This window comes from Frankia sp. AgPm24 (genome assembly GCF_023243055.1).
In the GTDB taxonomy this organism is placed as follows: Bacteria; Actinomycetota; Actinomycetes; order Frankiales; family Frankiaceae; genus Frankia; species Frankia umida.
This window is the reverse complement of the sequence record NZ_JALKFW010000005.1, coordinates 201098-220168: the sequence shown is the minus strand read 5'-3', so window position 1 is coordinate 220168 and position 19071 is coordinate 201098. Positions and strand designations below refer to the sequence as shown.

The 19071-nt window shown below is 72.4% G+C and carries 16 protein-coding genes, 1 tRNA gene and 1 pseudogene; 8 read left to right on the top strand and 10 right to left on the bottom strand.

Going from position 1 to position 19071, the window contains the following annotated elements; translation table 11 throughout:
* From MXD61_RS04165 to nth, 3 genes and pseudogenes are all read right to left on the bottom strand, one after another.
* Positions 1-250 (bottom strand): annotated as a pseudogene (locus tag MXD61_RS04165) (hypothetical protein); the annotation flags it as partial.
* A complete protein-coding gene (locus tag MXD61_RS04160) occupies positions 247-1026 on the bottom strand; it encodes a CoA pyrophosphatase (RefSeq protein WP_248811522.1) in 780 nt (259 codons plus the stop codon). The gene MXD61_RS04160 and the pseudogene MXD61_RS04165, both read right to left, overlap by 4 nt.
* The gene (gene nth / locus MXD61_RS04155; protein WP_248811521.1) at positions 1023-1757 is read right to left on the bottom strand and encodes an endonuclease III; all 735 of its coding nucleotides are present in this window, start codon (positions 1755-1757) and stop codon (positions 1023-1025) included. The genes MXD61_RS04160 and nth overlap by 4 nt, the downstream gene beginning before the upstream one ends.
* 140 nt (positions 1758-1897) lie before the next feature.
* Between nth and MXD61_RS04150 the strand changes: the two genes are divergently transcribed.
* Positions 1898-2134, top strand: a complete 237-nt coding sequence (locus MXD61_RS04150) for a hypothetical protein (RefSeq protein WP_163547786.1) — start codon at positions 1898-1900, stop codon at positions 2132-2134.
* A 518-nt stretch (positions 2135-2652) separates the two neighbouring features.
* Positions 2653-3342, top strand: coding sequence for a Crp/Fnr family transcriptional regulator (locus MXD61_RS04145; protein ID WP_163547787.1), 690 nt, complete (start codon positions 2653-2655; stop codon positions 3340-3342).
* Between the two features lie 219 nt (positions 3343-3561).
* On the opposite strand, the gene MXD61_RS04140 is transcribed toward MXD61_RS04145, so the two are convergent.
* The 4 genes from MXD61_RS04140 to MXD61_RS04125 all read right to left on the bottom strand — a co-directional run bounded on the left by MXD61_RS04140 (position 3562) and on the right by MXD61_RS04125 (position 9374).
* On the bottom strand, positions 3562-7257 hold the full coding sequence (locus tag MXD61_RS04140) for an AAA family ATPase (RefSeq protein ID WP_248811520.1): 3696 nt from the start codon (positions 7255-7257) through the stop codon (positions 3562-3564).
* Positions 7258-7738: 481 nt separating this feature from the next.
* A complete protein-coding gene (locus MXD61_RS04135) occupies positions 7739-8524 on the bottom strand; it encodes an MBL fold metallo-hydrolase (RefSeq protein WP_248811534.1) in 786 nt (261 codons plus the stop codon).
* Between the two features lie 221 nt (positions 8525-8745).
* On the bottom strand, positions 8746-9204 hold the full coding sequence (locus tag MXD61_RS04130; protein WP_248811519.1) for a RidA family protein: 459 nt from the start codon (positions 9202-9204) through the stop codon (positions 8746-8748).
* A 2-nt stretch (positions 9205-9206) separates the two neighbouring features.
* A complete protein-coding gene (locus MXD61_RS04125) occupies positions 9207-9374 on the bottom strand; it encodes a DUF4177 domain-containing protein (protein ID WP_163547815.1) in 168 nt (55 codons plus the stop codon).
* A 178-nt stretch (positions 9375-9552) separates the two neighbouring features.
* Between MXD61_RS04125 and MXD61_RS04120 the strand changes: the two genes are divergently transcribed.
* On the top strand, positions 9553-10557 hold the full coding sequence (locus MXD61_RS04120) for an ArsA-related P-loop ATPase (protein WP_192029091.1): 1005 nt from the start codon (positions 9553-9555) through the stop codon (positions 10555-10557).
* A gap of 277 nt (positions 10558-10834) precedes the next feature.
* A complete protein-coding gene (locus tag MXD61_RS04115; protein ID WP_248811533.1) occupies positions 10835-11932 on the top strand; it encodes an ArsA-related P-loop ATPase in 1098 nt (365 codons plus the stop codon).
* A 95-nt stretch (positions 11933-12027) separates the two neighbouring features.
* Here MXD61_RS04115 and MXD61_RS04110 read toward each other — a convergent pair whose 3' ends face one another.
* On the bottom strand, positions 12028-12381 hold the full coding sequence (locus tag MXD61_RS04110) for a WhiB family transcriptional regulator (protein WP_163547791.1): 354 nt from the start codon (positions 12379-12381) through the stop codon (positions 12028-12030).
* A 553-nt stretch (positions 12382-12934) separates the two neighbouring features.
* On the opposite strand from MXD61_RS04110, the gene MXD61_RS04105 reads away from it, so the two are divergent.
* Positions 12935-15523: a penicillin-binding protein gene (locus tag MXD61_RS04105; protein ID WP_248811518.1), complete on the top strand. Its 2589-nt coding sequence runs from the start codon at positions 12935-12937 to the stop codon at positions 15521-15523.
* 30 nt (positions 15524-15553) lie between these two features.
* Here the strand turns inward: MXD61_RS04105 and MXD61_RS04100 are convergent, their stop codons facing one another.
* Positions 15554-16048 (bottom strand): GatB/YqeY domain-containing protein, encoded by a 495-nt coding sequence (locus MXD61_RS04100; protein WP_248811517.1) that lies wholly within the window; start codon positions 16046-16048, stop codon positions 15554-15556.
* Positions 16049-16310: 262 nt separating this feature from the next.
* Between MXD61_RS04100 and MXD61_RS04095 the strand changes: the two genes are divergently transcribed.
* From MXD61_RS04095 to pyrH, 3 genes are all read left to right on the top strand, one after another.
* Positions 16311-17189 carry a metallophosphoesterase gene (locus tag MXD61_RS04095; RefSeq protein ID WP_374628411.1) on the top strand — a complete coding sequence of 293 codons (879 nt, stop codon included), beginning with the start codon at positions 16311-16313 and terminating at the stop codon, positions 17187-17189.
* 62 nt (positions 17190-17251) lie between these two features.
* Positions 17252-17328: transfer RNA gene (locus MXD61_RS04090), tRNA-Pro, on the top strand.
* A 294-nt stretch (positions 17329-17622) separates the two neighbouring features.
* The gene (gene pyrH / locus MXD61_RS04085; protein ID WP_248811516.1) at positions 17623-18432 is read left to right on the top strand and encodes a UMP kinase; all 810 of its coding nucleotides are present in this window, start codon (positions 17623-17625) and stop codon (positions 18430-18432) included.
* 138 nt (positions 18433-18570) lie between these two features.
* Here pyrH and MXD61_RS04080 read toward each other — a convergent pair whose 3' ends face one another.
* On the bottom strand, positions 18571-19014 hold the full coding sequence (locus MXD61_RS04080; protein WP_248811535.1) for a hypothetical protein: 444 nt from the start codon (positions 19012-19014) through the stop codon (positions 18571-18573).
* Between the last annotated feature and the right edge of the window lie 57 nt (positions 19015-19071).

Below are 19071 nucleotides of genomic sequence, written 5' to 3'. Positions count from 1 at the left end.
TCGCGGTCTGCGCCATCGGCCTTCTCCAGCTCACCGTCACGCTCCGAACCGCCCTCATCGGCGCACCGCCCCCCGCCCCCCCCGCCCCCCCCCCCCCCACCCCCGCCCCCCCCCCCGCCCCGGGGGGGGGGGCGAGGGTCGGCCCCTGCGACGCGCTCGGCCCGCCCCTGCCACCGCAGCCGGCCAGGCCGAGCGCCGCTACCAGCAGCAGCGCCAGCAGTGCCGGCGCCGTGCGCCAGACCTTCGTCACGTCGGGTCTCTCTCCGGTCGGACCCCGTCGGCGTCCACCGCGGTGGTGGCCTCCGCCGTGGCGATGGCATCCGCGGGGTCAGGACCGCGGGGCGGGAAAGGAAGATCGACGGCCTCGGCGGGCGTCCAGGGACGCTCGAAGCCGCCGAGCCTGAGCAGAACGTCGAGGATGCCCGCGGTGAATCCCCAGACCAGCAGGCCGTGCACCCGAAACGCGGGGGTGGTCCGCCCGCTGGGGGTGCGCACGTGCAGCCGGTTCGCCGGATCGGTGAGCTCGGCCAGCGGCACCCGGGAGACGAAGGACGTCTCGGCCAGATCGACCGGTGCCACCTCACACGGCGTACGCCACCAGGCGATGGTGATCGACACCAGGTAGTGGCTGGCCCACAGGTAGTGCGGCGAGGTCGTGGTGAGCACCTGCACACCCGCCGGTTCGACCCCGACCTCCTCGGCGGCCTCACGAAGCGCCGTCTCGGCGCGGCTGGTGTCGGTCTCGTCCGCCGCACCGCCGGGGAAGGCCGGCTGGCTGGCGTGACGACGCAGGCCGGCGGAACGCTCGATCAGCAGCACGTCGGGCCCCTGCGGGCCGTCGCCGAACAGGACGAGCACAGCCGCCGGGCGAGCCCCGGCCGACTCCTGCTCGCGCCAACTGAGCTCACCGCGGCGCAGTGCCTCGTCCGCCCCGGCGGCGAGCGCACGCAGCCAGCCCGGAACCTCGGCCCCGTCCCGCTCCTGCCCCTCGGCCCTGGTCCCGTTCCCGTCGGCCTCCGCGGTCATCGCAGGGCCTCGACGTCACCGCGGGTGCCGCGCACCAGCCGGGCGGCGAGCTCCGGCTCGATCGGACCGGTCCCGTACGACGGGCACAGCCGGGCGAGCCCGCACACCCCACAGGCCGGCCGGCGGGCGTGGCAGTAGCGCCGGCCGTGAAAGATCATGCGGTCGGAGGCGATCGTGTGGTCCCGCCGCTCGAACAGCGGCGCGAGATCGGCCTCGACCCGGACGGGATCGTCCTGCTCGGTCAGACCGAACCGGCGTGCGAGCCGCCCGACATGCGTGTCGACGGTGATGCCCGGGATGTCGAAGGCGTGCCCGAGCACCACATGGGCCGTCTTGCGGCCGACCCCCGGCAGGGTGACCAGCTCCGCGAGTGAGCGGGGAACCTCGCCGCCGAAGCGCTCGGTGAGCGCCGAGCCGATACCGATCAGCGAGTTCGTCTTGGCCCGGAAGAACCCGGTCGGGCGCAGCAGCTGCTCGAGCTCGGCCCGGTCGGCGCCGGCGTAGTCCGCCGCGCCGCGGTAGCGCGCGAACACCGCCGGTGTGACCTCGTTGACCTTCTTGTCCGTGCACTGGGCGGACAGGACGGTGGCGACCAGGAGCTCGAGCGGGTTGTCGAAATCCAGCGCGATCCGTGCGTCCGGATGGATCTCGCCCAGCAGTCGCACGATCCGTCGTGCCCGCCGAGTGCGCGCGAGCGGCGTCTCGGTCGCGGCGTCGACGGTGGCGAGCATGCCTGGCAGCGTATCCGGCGCGTCGATCCGCCGGACGATCGCCGGGTTCCCACCAGTCCGTCACGCCATCGGTACGCCACGCGCGACACGTCCACCCCCTTGCTGGCCCGGGCACGTCCGTCAGCCACCATGGGGGAGTCATGTTTGTCATTGCTGCGGTCTGCTTTCCACTCCTGCTGCTCGCGCTGCTGCTGGCGATGGAACGGGTGGAACGCCCGTTGAACGCCGCCGACACCGGCAAAGGGCTCGAGGGCTTCCTCGACAACGCCCGACCGGAGGAGGTCGACACCCTCATGAACCAGGGTCTGCCCGCCGCACTCGAGCGGTATCGCGGCCGGCTGCGCCGGCCACCCCCCGGCAAGCACCGCGCGCTCTGATGGTCGTCCTTATCAAAGATTGTCCCGTTTTGTCGGGGGTGCCGGATCGGGTGTGGGCTAGCTGACGCATGAGATGTGCGCCGCTGTCCGTCCCCGAACCGGTCCGCACCTGCCTGGTGTCGACGACCGGACGTCCGCGCAGGTGGCGGGCTCGCCCGGGCGACCGTGGGTCCGGCGGCCGGGCGACCCGCCTGACACCGATGGGCCGTGCCCGCCGAGCTGGGGGTCGCCGAGCGGGTGGCCCAACGGCGACAGGGGGTCCATGGGCCCTGGCCGGACCGGGACGATAGGCCCGGACGGGACCGGCCCGTTCGGGCGCTGGCCGGCGCGGACCTGCTCGTGACGGTCCGCTCGGGCAGTCGATCGGCCCGGACGTGTCATCCAACAGTGCCTGATGAGGTGCGGATTCTCGCCATCAGCACACGAGTGGTCGCAGTACGTTCATCCTCGCCGGTTAATTTTGGTCGCGGGGGTCCCTGCCCGTGCCCTCCAACCTCAGTCCTGGCATGCTCAGATCCGTGGAGGATCTGCTAGCCCGCGTGCCGCTGTTCGTGGGGCTGTCCGAGCAGGATCGACTAGCCCTGTCAGACCATCTTGATCGGCAGGACGTCACCCGTGGGGATGTCCTGTTCCGTGAGGGAGACGTGGGTGACCGGGTCTTTGTCGTTCTGTCCGGAAAAGTGAAGATAGGGCGCCAGTCCGCGGACGGCAGGGAGAACCTGCTGTCCGTGATGGGTCCAGGAGACCTGTTTGGCGAGCTTTCCCTGTTCGATCCAGGCCCCCGAACGGCCACTGCTACCGCTGTCACTGATGCGTCGCTACTGTCGTTGGAACACACCGCGCTACGGCCCTGGTTGCGATCGCGCCCGGAGGCCGGCGCCATGCTGTTGCGGGTCCTGGCCCGCCGGCTGCGGCGGACCAACGACAGCGTGGCCGACATGGTGTTCACCGACGTGCCCGGCCGAGTCGCCAAAGCGCTGCTCGACCTGGCCGAACGGTTCGGTGAACCGGCCCAGCCCGGGAACGAGGCGGCTGGTGTCCGCGTCGAACACGGGTTGACCCAGGAGGAGCTCGCGCAACTGGTCGGGGCGTCCCGGGAGACCGTGAACAAGGCACTCGCCGACTTCGCGACCCGTGGCTGGCTCCGGCTGGACTCACGTGCCGTCGTCCTGCTCGACCGTGAACGGTTGTCCCGCCGCGCCCGCTGACCGCCGTCGCGGACGTGCCCGGTCATCGTCCCGACATGCTCGCCGGAGTTGACGTGAGCATGCCGGGACGGACGACGTGCCACCCTGCCCGGGGGCGGGTCGCCGGCCTGGCCGCGGCCTGTGGCCTCGCCGCCTGGGGTGCCTGGGGTGCCGGGGACGGGTAGCCGCCCGCGGCACCGAACCGTGGGCCCGCGCCCACCGCACCACAGCCGGAAACGTTCATGGACAGCGTGCCTGGCCCGGGGTGCCGGCGAACGCGTCGCCGGAGGCGTCGCCGGCGGGTGCCGGGGCGCCGGTGACGGAGCCGTCGTCACCATCCGCCGGGTTCGTCGACGGTGGCGTATCCGTGCCGCCACCACTCGGGGGTAGGCCGGCGAGCAACCGCCGGGTCTGCGGTGCCTCGCTGACCGCGTCGGTCGCGGTGGCCGCGGCCAGGGCGCGCAGATAGGCGGCTCGTCCACCCTCCAGGTCGCCGCTCGCGACCAGCGCGGTCCCCAGCGCCCGGTAGCCCAGGACCTGGGCGCGGACGTCCTCGGCGTCGACCGCGACCGCGCGTCGGGCGACCTGAAGGCCCGCCTCGGGCTGCCCCGCGTCCAGCAGGATGCCGGCCAGGTGCGCGTAGGCCTGGCGACGGGGAAACAGCAACGTCCCCGGCTCGCTGGCGGCCAGCGCCTCCTGGAGCAGGTCCCGGGCCGAGTCGAGGCGACCCCGTGCCCGCGCGATCTGGGCGACGAGCACCTTGGCGCCCAGCTGTGCGTGCGGTCGAAGGTCGAGATGTTCCAGGTCGCGCAGCGCCGCCTCGGCCGCCTCCGCCGCCCGGTCGATCTCTCCGGCGTCGAGCAGCGTGAGCCCGAGCAGCACCCGCGCCAGCGCCCCGACAACCACATGGCCGCGTTCCGCCGCCTGGTCACAGGCCTGCTCCAGATAGCGCGCCCCACGGGCCGGTTCGCCCGCGCCACGGGCGGCAAGGCCCCGGGCCACGAGCACCAGCATCGAGCCCCAGGTGTCCGCGCAGGACTCGAACAGTTCGGCGGCGCGGGTCGCGTCCGCCTCGGCGACGGCGAGGTCACCCAGTTCGGCGGCGGCGATGCCGTCGATCGTCAGGCAGACCGCCATCCCCCACTGCTCGCCGACCGAACCGGCGAGTTCGATGAGCTCCCGAGCGAGGTCGCGGGCCCGGGTGAGCTGGCCCGAGAGCAGCAGCACGAGTGCCTCGGTGCCGCGGCACCAGCCCAGACCGCCGGTGTCCTCGAGGCGTTCGAAGACGGTGGAGGCGTCCCGCAGTGTCCGTTCGGCCCGCGGGTAGTCGCCGCGGGTGGTGGCGCTCCAGGCCAGATGCTGTAACGCCCAGCCGACTCCGCGCGGGTCGTCGACCCGCTGGGCGATCGCGAGCGCCTCGCGGTAGCGCTCCTCGGCGGCCCCGATCCGTCCGGCGTTGTACTCCAGCATGCCCAGCCGACGCAGGACGGCGGCGATGGCCCGTTCGTCCCCGGCCTCGTGGGCCGACTCCAACGCGGTGAGCAGACACTGGGCGGCCTCGTCCGCCCGCCCCTGTTTCTGGCGTAGTTCACCGAGCACGGAGAAAGCGGCGGCGCGGCGGGCCGGGGCGACCGCACGCAGCGCCGGGCGCAACGTCCGCTCGGCCTCGTCGAGCTGACGCAGCGCGACGAGTGCCTCGGCGTGCAGCACCCGGACGGTGTTGTCCTCGCGCTGATCGACCAGGTCACGGCCCAGTCGGCGGGCGTTGGCGAGCAGCTCGGCCGCGGTCCGGTGGTCGTCGCGGGCGAGCGCCGCACGGGCGAGCCGGACATGCGCGTGGAAACCGGACATCCGCGCGGCCCAGGCCGGATCGCTCGGCGGCAGACTCATGGACGCGGCCAGGTCGAACGCCCGCAACGAGTGGTTGGCCACGAACGTCGACACCGACCGGGAGGTACCGATCATCGCGGTCACCCCCCAGCGGGCCGCCGTCGCGTGCCGGCGGGCTCGTTCGACCTTCGGGAGTCCCGCGTAGGCGACGTCGCGGGCCATCGGATGGACGAACCGCCACCGGGCCTCGTGTGCCCGCGGCGGCCGGACGAGCTGACGCTCGGTCAACACCGCCAGCGCCCGGGTCACCTCGTCGGCGGGCCGTTCCTCGACCATCGGCAGCGCCTCGGCGGGGAACCGCCGCCCGAGCACCGCCGCCGCCCGCAGCACCGCCTTGGCGCTCGGGTCGAGATCGTCGATGCGAGCCGCGAGCACGGACTGGACCCCGGCGGGCAGCGGGCTGTCGGCCAGCGCCCCGTCCAGGACGAGTTCGGCGTGCACCTGATCGTCGGTGCGTTCGGACGGGTGCAGCAGGCGCCGGTCGATCAGCAGGTTGAGCAGCTCCACCAGGAAGAACGGATTGCCGTGGACCCGGGCGAGCAGATCGTCTCGGGTGCGCGGCTCCAGCGTGCGGCCACCCAGATGGTTGGTGAGCAACTGCCCGGACGCCTCGGCCCCCAACGGGGCGAGATCGATGCGGTGCACATGCGGCAGGGTGGCCAGCCGCGGCCCCGCCCGGTCGACCAGGACCAGCAGCACCGGCCCGGCGAGCCGGGACGCGAGCCGGCTGATCGCGTCGGAGAGCTGGCTGGTCGCCCACTCCAGGTCGTCGATCACGACCAGGACCGGACCCGTGCGCGCCTGGGCGCTGAGCAGCAGCGCGACGGCCTGCACCGTCGCCTCCACGGTGCGCTCCTCGGCCTCCTCGACGTGCGAGGCGCGGGCCGCCGGGTCACCGGGAGTGGCCACGGGCCCGCCGGTGGAGCGGCGGTCCAGCGGAACCCCGAGCAGCAGCAGCAACCGATCGGCGATGCCTGCGGGCAGCCGGGCGCCGGTCAGGGGATGGGCGAGCCCGGCCACCATCGCACGCACCCGGTCGGCCACCCGGTCGAGAGAGTCACCGTCGGTGATGCGGCAGGCGTTGCGCACGACGTCGACCAGCGGCGCCAGCCCGCGCCCGTCCCCGTGGCGCACCGTGCGCCCCCACAGCACCATCGTGCGCGGGGTCGCCGCCGCCCGGTCGGACAGTTCGCTGGCCAGCCGGGTCTTACCGATGCCGGCCTCGCCGACCAGCAGCGCCACCTGCGGCGACTGTCGCGCGACGACCTCGTCGAACAGGGCCTGCAGATGGCCGAGCTCGGCGTCACGGCCAAGGAACGGCGCGTCGTCGGCGAGACCCGGACGTTCGACGTTGGACGGGCGCAGGCTGATCAGCTCGTAGGCGGGCACCGGCTCCCGTTTGCCCTTGAGCGCGAGGTCGGGCAGCTCACGCCAGCTGGCCACGGTACGGGTCGCGCTGGCCGTCTCCCGCCCGGCGTACACCGTGCCGATCGAGGCCGCGGCGGACAGTCGGGCGGCGGTGTTCACCGTGTCCCCGATGACCGTGTAGGACAGCGCCGCCTGTACCCCGGCGAGCACCTCCCCGGTGTTGATGCCCACCCGCAGACCGAGGCGGCCCTCGGCGCTGTCACCGGCGGTGTCCTGCACCAGCCGGCGGACGGTCTCCTGCATCGCCGCCGCGGCCCGCACAGCCCGCTCCGGATCATCCTCGTGGGCGGTCGGCGCGCCGAAGACGGCCATGATCCCGTCCCCGGTCAGGTTGTCGACCCGACCGCCGACCTCGTCGATCTCGTGGGCGAGCGCGGCGAGGACCCGGTCGGTCATCTCACCGACCCGCTCGGGGTCGCGGTCCTCCGCCCAGCTGGTGAAATCGGAGAGATCACCGAAGAGCACCGTGACCACGCGGCGTTCGGGGACATCCAGCGTCGCCGCCTCGGCCGAGGCGAACTCGAGCCCGCAGTGGTAGCAGAACCGCCCGCCCGGGACGGCGGCCGACCCGCAGCGTGGGCACTGCGACGGTCCGGTCAGCGGCGCGGAGATCACCATGTCGCCGTCCCGGTGGGTGGGAACACGGGCTTCTGCGGCCGTGCTGGCACCTTCATCATCGGACCTTCCGCGGTGTCGGACCGCACCGGAGCCGGGCGGGTACGGCCAGGTGGGCGATGCCCGCCGCGCTCCGGGCGTGGGCCCCGGGCCGGTCGCGTGACGTCGTCATCCTGCGCACGAGCGGCTCCCTCCAGCGTCAAGTTTAGTGTCCTGCGTCTCGTTTACCCGTCGGCGCGGGGTCGGATGCCCGACTGCGGTCGCATATGTCCGGGCCGGTCGGCCAGCCGGCCGGGGGTGCGGGGGTGCGGGGGTGCCGCAGGGAGACCCGAACGGGCCAGCCACGCGCAGGTGATCTCCGCCCCGTCGGCACCGGATCGTCGGGCCCGAACCGGACGGTCGGCCAACCCGGCGCACATCGCCAGGTCAGCCGGTAGGCTGCCCGGCCGCGGACCCAGGGGCCGCTTCGATCCCGATGGCCCGTTCAGGGGAGGGTGGGATGGTCCCGAAGGTAGGCGAGCTGCGCCCGCACGGAAAACTCGGCGGCCGGCCACAACGCCCGGTCGGTGTCGGTGTAGACCCGACGGACCACCTCGGCGGCGTCCGCCCGCGCCGGCTCGACCCCCATCGCGGCCAGCGCCGCCCGGACCTGCTCGAGGCGTGCGTGCCGATGGGCCAGGTAGTGCCGCGCGGCGGCGCCGGCGGCGGGCAGTTCCGGGCCGTGCCCGGGTAACACCGTCGTCTCGCCGAGCTCCCGCAGCAGCCGCAGGCTGTCGAGGTAGTCGCCAAGCCGGCCGTCCGGATGGGCCACGACCGTGCTGCCCCGGCCGAGAATCGTGTCTCCGGTGAGCACCGCCGCGTCGGTGTCCGCACCGGTCAGCAGGAACGACAGCGAGTCGGCGGTGTGCCCGGGGGTGGGCAGGACGCGCAGCTCGAGGCCGGGCCGGGCCACCACGTCCCCGGCGGCGAGGCCCTCGTCGCCGAGCCGGTGCGCGGGATCAAGCGCCCGCACCGGTGCGCCCGTGCGCCGGTGCAGCGTGGCCGCGCCAGCACTGTGATCAGAGTGACCGTGAGTGAGCAGAATCAGCGCGATGGGCCCGGTGGCGGCGATCGCGTCGAGATGTTCGGGCAGGTCCGGCCCCGGGTCGACCACGACGGCGCTGGCGTGCCCGGGCGCCCGCAGCAGCCAGGTGTTGGTCCCGTCCAGGGTCATCGGACCCGGATTGGGTGCCAGCAGGACGGCCGCCAGCGGTGTCACCTGCCGTGGCACCCCGGCGACCGACCCCTGATCGCCGGACGTCCCGCCGTCGGACGTCCCCCCGCCGGGGGCGCCCACCGCCGACGACACGCGATCGCAGGCCGGGCCATCGAAGGGCCCACCCGCACGCGACGATCGGTTGATCGGCACACCATTGGACGGCACACCAGCGGACGGCACACCAGCGGACGGCACACCAGCGGACACAGCGCTGATGTTAGCGCGATCAGCCCTCAGACGCGGGCGATGATCTCGATCTCCACCGGAGCGCCGAGCGGCAACGCGGCGACGCCGACGGCCGAGCGGGCATGCCGACCGGCATCCCCGAAGACCTCGACGAACAACTCGCTGGCGCCGTTGACCACCCCCGGTTGGGCGGTGAACCCTGCGGCGCTGGCCACGAAGCCGACGACCTTGACGATCCGGCGGATGGCATCCAGCCCGCCGGCCTCGGCCGCGACGGCGGCCAGTGCGAGCAGAGCCGCGATCCGCGCGAGCTCGGCGGCGCGCGGCGCGGTGACCTCGGCACCCACCAGACCGGCCTCGACCAGCCGGCCGTCGACCAGGGGGAGCTGCCCGGCGCTCCAGACGAGGTCACCGTCACGCACCGCCGGGACGTACGCGCCGGCCGGGGTCGCCACCGCGGGCAGGCTGAGGCCAAGGCTGGCCAGGCGCTCGCTCGGGGTCGTCACCGCTAGCCCTGGGACCTGGGCCGCTTGAAGTAGGCGACGAGCCCCTCGGGGTTGGTGGGAGCGGGAATCACCTGGACCAGCTCCCAGCCGTCCTCACCGAACGTGTCGAGGATCTGCTTGGTGTTGTGGATCAACAACGGGGCTGTGAAGTACTCCCACTTCGTCTGCATGCCACCGGACCCTAGAGCATCCGCCATCCGGCTCTCGGCTGGCTCGGCCCATGGGTACGGACGGTCACACCGGCATGGGTGATACGGCCCGGCTGGCGTGGCGGTGGCCGTCGGCCCGGGTACGGTCGAGCGTGTGAGCGGCAGGCGTGGCGCGGGCGACGACGACCCAGGCGACGAGGTGTTCGTGGACGACGAGGGCGGTCCGTGGGAGCGCCGGCTGCACATCGTCACCGGCAAGGGCGGGACGGGCAAGACGACGGTCGCCGGCGCGCTCGCCGTCGCCCTGGCCACCGGCGGACGGCGGGTCCTGCTCACCGAGGTGGAGGGCCGCCAGCAGATCGCGCAGCTGTTCGACACCCCACCGTTGCCGTACAAGGAACGCAAGGTGGCCAGCGCCCCCGGCGGCGGTGAGGTGTTCGCCCTCGCGATCGACGCGGACGAGGCGCTGCTGGAGTACCTGGAGATGTTCTACAACCTGCGCAGCGCCGGACGGGTGCTCGGCCGGCTCGGCGCGGTCGACTTCGCCACCACGGTCGCCCCCGGCGTGCGCGACGTCCTGCTCACCGGCAAGGTCAAGGAGGCGGTGAACCGCCCCGACGGCACCCGTCCCGGTGGGTTGGCCTACGACGCGGTCGTGCTCGACGCCCCGCCGACCGGCCGGATCGCCCGGTTCCTCGGGGTCACCGCGGAGGTCGCGGGCCTGGCCAAGGTGGGGCCGATCCGCGCCCAGGCGGACAGTGTGATGGCGGTGCTGCGGCCTGACCGGGCAGCCGTGCACCTGGTGACCCTGCTCGAGGAGATGCCCGTCCAGGAGACCGTGGATGGCGTCACCGAACTCACCGCGGCCGGGCTGCCGATCGGCGGGATCATCATCAACATGGCGCGTTCGCCGTTGTTGAAGGCCCGGGAGTCCCGGCAGGCCCGCCGCGGCGAACTCGACCGGGAGGAGATCGTGGCCGCCGTCAAGGAAGCTGGCCTGGAACCGACCCGCGAGCTGGTCGAGTCGCTGGTCTGGGAGACCACCCAGCATGCCGACCGGGTGGCGCTGGAGGCGGCCCAACGGGCGGAGATCCTCGCGCTCGGTCGCCCCGTGTACGAGATGCCCCTGGAGGCGGACGGAGTCGACCTCGGCACCGTCTACCGGTTCGCCGAGCTCCTGCGCGCCCAGCAGATGGTGGGCTGAGCCGGTGACCGACAACGCAGGATCGTCCGCGGCGGAGCAACCGCCGCCCCGTCGCCCCAGCCGTCCACGAACCGCCAAACCCAGTCCCGCCGCCGCCAAGCCCGGCCCCGCCGCCAAGCCCAGCGCAGCCAGGCCCACCGCGGCAAGGACCGCCACCGAGGCGGCGGAGACCGAGCCGGCGGAGACCGAGCCGGCGGAGACCGAGCCGGCGCTCACCGAGCGGGCGCGACGAATCCGTCCACAACCGGTCGGGGTGCCGCTGTTCGAGGTGGACGAGATGCTCGACACCGAGCGGATCGTCGTGTGCTGCGGCTCCGGCGGGGTGGGCAAGACCACCACGGCGGCGGCGCTCGCGTTGCGGGCGGCCGAACGTGGGCGCAGCGTGGTCGTGCTCACCATCGACCCGGCCCGCCGCCTGGCCCAGTCGCTCGGCCTCACCACGCTGGACAACACCCCGCGGGAGGTCGCCGGCATCGACGAGTCCGCCGGTGGGCGGCTCGACGCGATGATGCTGGACATGAAACGGACGTTCGACGAGATCGTCCTGGCGCACAGTTCGCCCGAGCGGGCCCAGGCCCTGCTCGACAACCCCTTCTACCAGACGTTGTCGTCATCCTTCGCCGGAACGCAGGAGTACATGGCGATGGAGAAACTCGGCCAGCTCGACGCGAGCGACGAGTGGGACCTGATCGTCGTCGACACCCCGCCGACCCGGTCGGCGCTGGACTTCCTGGACGCGCCGACCCGGCTCGGCACGTTCCTCGACGGCCGTCTGCTACGCGTTCTGCTGGCCCCGGCGAAGGCCGGCGGCCGCGCGTACGCGAAGGTGCTCGGCGCGGGTATCGGGATGTTCACCCGGGTGCTGACGAAGGTGCTCGGCGCGCAGCTGCTCACCGATCTGAGCGTGTTCGTCGCCGCGCTCGAGACGATGTTCGGCGGTTTCCGCGCCCGGGCCGACCAGACCTACCGTCTGCTCGGCGAACAGGGCACGTCGTTCGTGGTGGTCGCCGCGCCCGAGGCGGCGGCGCTGCGGGAGGCGTCCTACTTCGTCGACCGGCTCGACGCCGACGGTATGCCGCTGGCCGGGCTGGTGGTCAACCGGACACATCACAGCGATGCCGGGACGCTCACCGCCGAACGCAGCCTCGCCGCCGCCGAGAACCTCGACGAACACGGGGAGCATCCGTTGGCGGCCGCGGTCCTGCGCATCCATGCGGAGCGGGCACGGCTGGCCGACCGGGAGGCGCGGCTGCGGGAGCGGTTCACCAGCGCTCATCCGGACACCCCGCTGGTCGAGGTCGAGGCGCTGGCGGAGGATGTGCACGATCTCGACGGCCTGCGGGAGATCGGCTGCGCTCTCGCGCGGGTGGAGTAGCGCGGTAGCGGTGGTGCTGGTCCGGGCCGGGACGTCGTTGTCCTCGGACGGAACCGGGAAGCGGATGGCGTTGGGCCAGTCGGAGCGGCCCGAAGCTACCCGGCGGAGGCTGACCGGTGGTCGGCCTGGGCGTCCGCGAGCAGCTTGCGCCAGGACGTGACGTCCGGACGGCGACGAAGCAGCGCGCGGCGCTCTCGTTCGGTCATACCGCCCCAGACACCGAACTCGACGTGGTTGTCGAGGGCGTCGGCGAGGCACTCGGTGCGGACGGCGCAGCCGAAGCACCGGGTCTTCACCCGGTTCTGGGCGGCGCCCTGGACGAACAGCTCATCCGGGTCGAGGTCGCGACAGGCGGCGTGCGCCGTCCAGTCGCCGTCGACGGTGGAGCCCACCAGGGGGTTCGGGTTGGCACGAAGGGGACTGACGGCGGGGGCCAGGCTTCTGGTCATGCCACCTGCCTTTCTTCTCGAGGCCGGGTCAGGGGTCCCGTGCGGGTGGTGACGTGGCGTTGACCCGAAACCGTACGGAGTGGCGTGGCCACGGCCCAGACCCCACACGGATGGTTGTCCAAATGACTAGTCCGGGCCATTGATCCGGATCGCTACGGTAGTGCGTTCTGTGGCAGCCAGATGTCCGTTGCGTGACAGACCGATGCCGGCACCGCGCGGAGGGTGCGTTCGCCATCCGGTCCTGCCTGGCCGGAAACACGACTCGGCCCACGAGCCCGCCTCGGGCTGATCATCCGGGGGGAACCCCGTCGGACGGCCCGCCGGATCTGGTTGATGTGGATGTCGTCACTCTGGTCCCGGGCACGCCTTGGTGGCCCCGGCGAGCCCCGACTGTCAGGAGTGCGCCTGCCCAGGTCAGGGCGATTTGGGCAGCTCCACCGGGATGCTCCTCCATAGTTGTACCGGTCTGTGGGTACCCGTCGGGCGTTGTTGATCAGATGTTGGCCCGTATGCTGCGACTGGTGTCCCGGTCTGGCTGGACGGAGGTCCGCCGATGAGCACGCCCCCCGGGCCCCCGGCGCCCGACGGGCCCGCACGGCGGCTTTACCGTCCCGGTTTCGGGGCCGACGGCCCGCTGGCCGGGCGTCGTCGTCCGGTGTTCTGGGCCCGCCGCCTGTCCGGCGTGGGCCTGCTGAGCGTGCTCTGCGGCGTCCTCGTCGGCATGCTGGCGCTGCCCGTGGTCGGCGCGGTCGGACTGACCGCCAAGCACAGCGCCGACGACTTCCTCGACCTGCCGGAGAACCTGGTGGTGCCGCCGCTGGCGCAGGCCTCCCGCATCCTGGACGCCCGCGGCAACCTGGTCGCCGTGCTCTCCGGCGAGCAGGACCGTGAGGTCGTCTCGCTCGGCCGGGTGCCCCAGGTGATGCGCCGGGCCATCGTCGACATCGAGGACTCGCGCTTCTACGAACACGACGGGCTCGACTACAAGGGCCTGGCCCGCGCCTACCTGACCAACCGGGAGAACGGCTCGGTGACCCAGGGCGGGTCCACCCTGACCCAGCAGTACGTCAAGAACGTCCTGCTGATGTCGGCCACCACCGACGCGCAGCGCCGCGCCGCCACCGAGCAGACGGTGCACCGCAAGCTGCGGGAGGCCCGCTACGCGCTCTACCTGGAAGCGCACCTGAGCAAGGACGAGATCCTCGAGCGCTACCTCAACATCGCCTATTTCGGGGACGGTGCCTACGGTATCGAGGTGGCCGCGCGGCACTACTTCAACGTGGACGTCGAGAAGCTCACCCTGGCCCAGGCGGCGCTGCTCGCCGGCCTGGTGAAGAACCCGACCGCCTACAATCCGGTGCTGCATCCGCAGGCCGCCGTGGCGCGGCGCAACATCGTTCTCGACCGGATGCGCGAGCTGCACCACATCAGCGACGCGGAGTTCCACGCGGCCCACGACAGCCCGCTGGTACTCGACCGTCCGGCCCGCTCGGCCGACCCGTGCGCCGACTCCGGCGCCCCGTTCTTCTGCGCCCTGGTGCGCCAGCAGCTGCTGAACGACCGGACCTTCGCCCCGACCGAGGAGGATGCCCGCAGGCTGCTGTTCGAGGGCGGCCTGACCATCACCACCACGCTGGAGCCGGTCGCCCAGCAGGCGGCACAGTCAGCGGCGACCGAGGTCATCCCGGTCGGCAACCGGGTCGCGGCCGGCGTCGTGACGATGCAGCCCGGCACCGGCCAGGTGCTGGCCGTCGCCGAGAACCGGGAGTACGGCCCCACCGCCGACGGGCTGGTGTCGAGCCTTTCCACCGACTTCGTGCACACGAAGGAGGTCTATCCGGTCGACGAGGACTCGTTCAGTCCCGGATCGACCTTCAAGGTGTTCACCCTCATCTCCGCGCTCAAGGCCGGAATGCCCCTCTCGACGACGCTGCACGCGCCGATCTGCTACCAGTCGAAGGTGTTTCCGAACCCACAGCCGAAGAACATGTACTGCAACGCCGATCCCAGCGAGGACGGCTTCTACTCGCTGACCACGGCGACGTGGAACTCGGTCAACACCTACTACATCCAGCTCGCCGAGAAGCTCGGCGTGCTGCGCACCGCGCAGATCGCCCGGGACATGGGCGTCACGTCGTGCCGTATTCGTCCGCACGGCAACAGCGATCCCGAGTGCAGGGGGGTCGACGGCATCAGCTCGGCCGACGGCTCGGCGATCCTCGGCTCCAACGAGATCAGCACCCTCGACCTCGCGACCGCCTACTCCACCCTCGCCGCCCGTGGCCGCAAGTGCGCGCCGCGCACCGTCACCGCCATCAGCCAGCGGATCGGCGGCGCCGACCGGCCGCTGCCGTTCAACGCCGGGGCAGCCTGCGAGCAGGTCCTCGACCCGAAGATCGCCGACACGGTCAGCTCGGTGCTCGAAGGTGTCATCAGCCACGGCACCGCCAGCGGCAACGCCCAGATCGGCCGGCCGGCCGCCGGCAAGACCGGTACCGCCGAGGGCTTCAGCACCGCCTCGTTCGCCGGCTACATCCCGCAGTTGGCCACCGCGGTCACCCTCGCCGACCCGCGTGGTCCGACCGCCCACCCACTGACCGGCGTGTTCGGCCGCAACGTGTTCGGCGGTGGCTACCCGGCCCAGATCTGGGCCCGCACGATGACCCGGACCATCGACGGTCTCGGTCTCCCGGTGGCGCCACTGCCGCCCGAGGACGGCACCCAGCCGCAGGTACCCACCAAGGCGGTGCCCAACGTCGTCGGCCAACCGCAGGCGGTGGCCGAACAGATCCTCGTCCAGCAGGGCTTCCACGTGTCCGCGCAACCCGTCGTCTGGCCTGGCCAGCCGGGAATCGTGGTGGCCACGACGCCGCCGGCCGGCAGCGTCGTGTCCCTGAACACCGAGATCCGCCTGGCCATCTCCGGCGGCCTGACCGGCGCCCCCGTCCTGCCCGGCGGCTCCCCGCCCGGCGGGATCGGACTCGGCGGCGGTCAGCCGGCCGCGGTCACCCCGGCGGCCGGGGACAACGGCCTGGCCGCCATCCTGGCGCAGCTGTTCCCCCGGACCCCGCTCGGAGCCCGCACGTTCGCCAACACCGCCGAACCGGCGCTGAGCCCCGAGCGGGGAGCCCGCCGCCCCTGATCGTCGCGGGCCCCGGCCGGTCAGGGGAGATCAGGTGTTGGAGAGGCGGGCCTTCACCAGCGCGGCGACCCGGCCGCCCGCGGCCCGGCCGCCCACGGCGGTCTGCACCGCCTTCATGGCGGGGCCGATGGCCCGCGGCCCGCTCAGGCCCAGCTCGCCGAGCACCCGGTCGATGATCGCGGCCAGTTCGTCGTCGCCGAGTTCCTGGGGCAGGTAGGCGGCGAGCACCTCGCCCTCGGCGCGTTCCCGTTCGGCGGCCTCGCTGCGCCCGGCGGCGGCGAAGGCCTCGGCGGCCTCGCGGCGCTTCTTCACCTCGCGAGCCAGTACCCGCAGGACCTCCGCGTCGTCGAGGGCGCGGGCCGTGTCGCCGGCGACCTCGACCTCCTTCACGGCGGTGAGGGTGAGGCGCAGGGTGGCCGTCCGCAGTTCGTCGCGGGACTTCATCGCGGACGTCAGATCGCCACGCAGCCGCTGCTGCAGCGATCCCGGTTCGGTGCGCTGGCCTGGCTCCGGGGGGGTACTCATAGTGCGCCCAGCCTATGGGGCGCACCGGCGGCCTGGTCAGCTCCGACCACACGACGACGACGGCGGTCTCGGATCGGCGACATCGGAGAGGCCCACCGGCCGCCGCGGCGAGCGGGATGAGACGGTGGAACGCCGCCGGCCACCCCCGGGCATAGCCCGAAGGTGCCGGCGGGCATGGATCCGCGCGACGGCGGGGGTCCCCGAATGTGTGCTCCCCCGGGAAGGTCTGGTCTGGATGCGTGGTGTGCCGATGGGCGTGGGCGTGACCGCGGGCGTGGGCGTGGGCGTGCTGGCCTACGGTGCGCTGGTCGAGCGCACGGCGTACACGCTGCGTCGGGTGTCGGTACCGGTGCTGGCGCCGGGTGCGCCCGCGCTGCGGGTGCTGCACCTGTCGGATCTGCGGGTCACGGTCGGTCAGCGCGGCAAGCTGGCGTGGCTGGGCGATCTCGCCCGGCTCGTCCCCGATCTGGTCGTGCTGACCGGGAACCTGGTGCGCGCGGACGAGGCCTGTGATCCGTTGCTGGCCGCGTTGGAACCGTTGTTCTCCTTCCCGGGCTGCTTCGTGCCCGGGACCCACGATCACCGTGCGCCCACACCGGGTGGCCCGCGTGACCGCCCGGGCGGTGGTACCCCGGCCGAGCCGCGGGGCCGCGGGCTGGACTGGCCGACGCTGGCCGCGAAGCTCGTCGCGGCCAGCGGATGGCGGGATCTGACCAACACCCGGGCGGTCGCCGATGCCGGCGGGCTGCGGCTGGACCTGCGCGGTGTGGACGACGCCGGACTGTGCCGCGATCGCCTGGACGCGGTGGCGGGCCCACCCCGCGTGGGCACCGACCTGGCGATCGGGCTGTCGCACACCCCGCGGCCGCGGGTCCTCGACGCGTTCGCGGCCGATGGTGTGCGGCTCGTGCTGTCCGGCCACACCCTTGGGGGGCAGATCCGCCTGCCGGGGATCGGTGCCCCGGTGGCCAGCGCCGGCCTGGCGCGGTCCCGGGTCCGGGGGCTGTCCCGGCAGGTCAGCGGTGGCACCGAGAGCTGGCTGCATGTCTCGCCGGGCCTGGGGACCTCGCCGTCCGCGCCGATCCGCCTGGGCTGTCGGCCGGAGGCGACGCTGCTGGGGCTGGTTCCGCGGGCGATCTGACGAATCGGGAAGGCCCGACCCGTCGCGAGCCCCGTCGCGTCGGGTATGCTTCTGTTCGGTCGCGGGGTGTGGCGCAGCTTGGTAGCGCGCTTCGTTCGGGACGAAGAGGTCGTGGGTTCGAATCCCGCCACCCCGACCAGGGTCAGGGGCATGATCAGCTTTTTGGATCATGCCCCTGACGCATGTCCGGTGGCGGTGCGCGGGGCGTCCGCGGCAGTGAGGGCGGGGCAGGCGGCCTCCGGTGGCCTCGTCCCGGTGGGGTGGCGTGGGGTGATGGGCACCGCATTCGTGTGGCCGCATCGGGCATTTCGTGACGACCTGGACGTCCGGTGATGGCCGGAGGCGGGTGTTCTACCGTGTACCCAACTCAGCCGAGTTCCATGATCGATCTGACCATGATCGACCAATGTGTCCAGGGCGTTAGGATCGCACGATGGAAAAGGGAAAGCGGGAGACTGTGGCCAAATACCGTCGAGTGGTCGTAAAACTGAGTGGTCGGGCGATTGCCGGTTCCGCCGAATTCGGTTTCGACTCCAACGCGTTGGAACACCTTGCCCGGGAAATCATCGCCGTCCGCCAGTCCGGCGTCGAGGTGGCCATCGTCGTGGGCGGGGGGAACCTGTTCCGCGGCAACCAGTCGGACCGGTGGGGCATCGACCGGGTCGAGGCCGACAACATCGGCATGCTCGGCACGGTGATCAACAGCCTGCTCCTGCGCGGAAAACTGACCGCGCTCGGCGAGGACAACCTGCGGGTGATGACGGCGGTTCCGGTGCCCGCGGTGGCCGAGCCGTACATCCGACTGCGTGCTGTGCATCTGCTGGAAAAGGGTGCGACCGTTATTCTCGCCTGCGGCAACGGCCAGCCCTTCCTCACCACCGACTATCCGGCGGTCCAGCGGGCCCTGGAACTTGGCGCGGACGCTGTGCTCGCGGCCAAGGACGGCGTCGACGGGGTCTATGACAGCGACCCGAAGCTCAACCCGAACGCGGAGCGGTTCTCCCATCTCAGCTACGACGAGGTGATCAGCCGTGGGCTGCGGGTGATGGATCAGTCCGCGTTCATCCTGGCCCGGGACTTCGGTATCCCGCTGCATATCTTCGACATCGAGCAGCAGGGCGCGATGACCGCGATCTGTCGCGGCGAGCACCGCGGCACCGTCATCACCAGTTCCGCCCCCGAGGACGGCGTGGCTGGTGTGGACGCCGCCGCGATGGCCGGTTCCGCCGAATCGGTGGGCTGAGCGCCCGGTCAGACCCCTGGGGACCCGACCGGGCGGCCGCCCACCCGGCGTCTCGACGCGCCTCGTCGCTCAGGCCCGGGCCAGATCAGGCCTGAGCGCTCGGACGGCCCGGGTGGTCGATCAGATGCGGGTGGTCGATCAGGTGCAGGTGTAGCTGAGGGCGGAGGAGGTGTCCGTCGCCCGGGCATTGTTCGCGGTGGCGGTGGTGACGGTCTTGAACTGGTTCTGACCGGCGAACGCGCACGGAACGGTCGCGCTTTCGCCGATGCCGGCACCGCCCCAGAACGACTTGCTCACCGGCTCACCGACGTTCGTCCACTTTCCGTTCGCGTACTTCTTCAGCTGGTTGCTGATCGTCATCGATCCGGTGTACCAGCTGTCGCAGACGACGGTGCCGTTGCCGGAGATGGTGGACCCGATGATCGACCCGCTGCCAGTGGGCGGCAGGGCGGAGACGCTGCAGCCGGTTCCGGGCAGGGCCGCCGTGGCGGATGCCGGTGTGGCGGTTCCGATGAAGGCCATCGCCACGGTGCCCGTGGCGCCGATGGCTGCGGTCCGCAGAGCTGTGCGGGTACGGGGCACGGGTTCCTCCTGATGAATGCCGGTACTGCGGGAACACAGCACTGCGGGAACACAGCA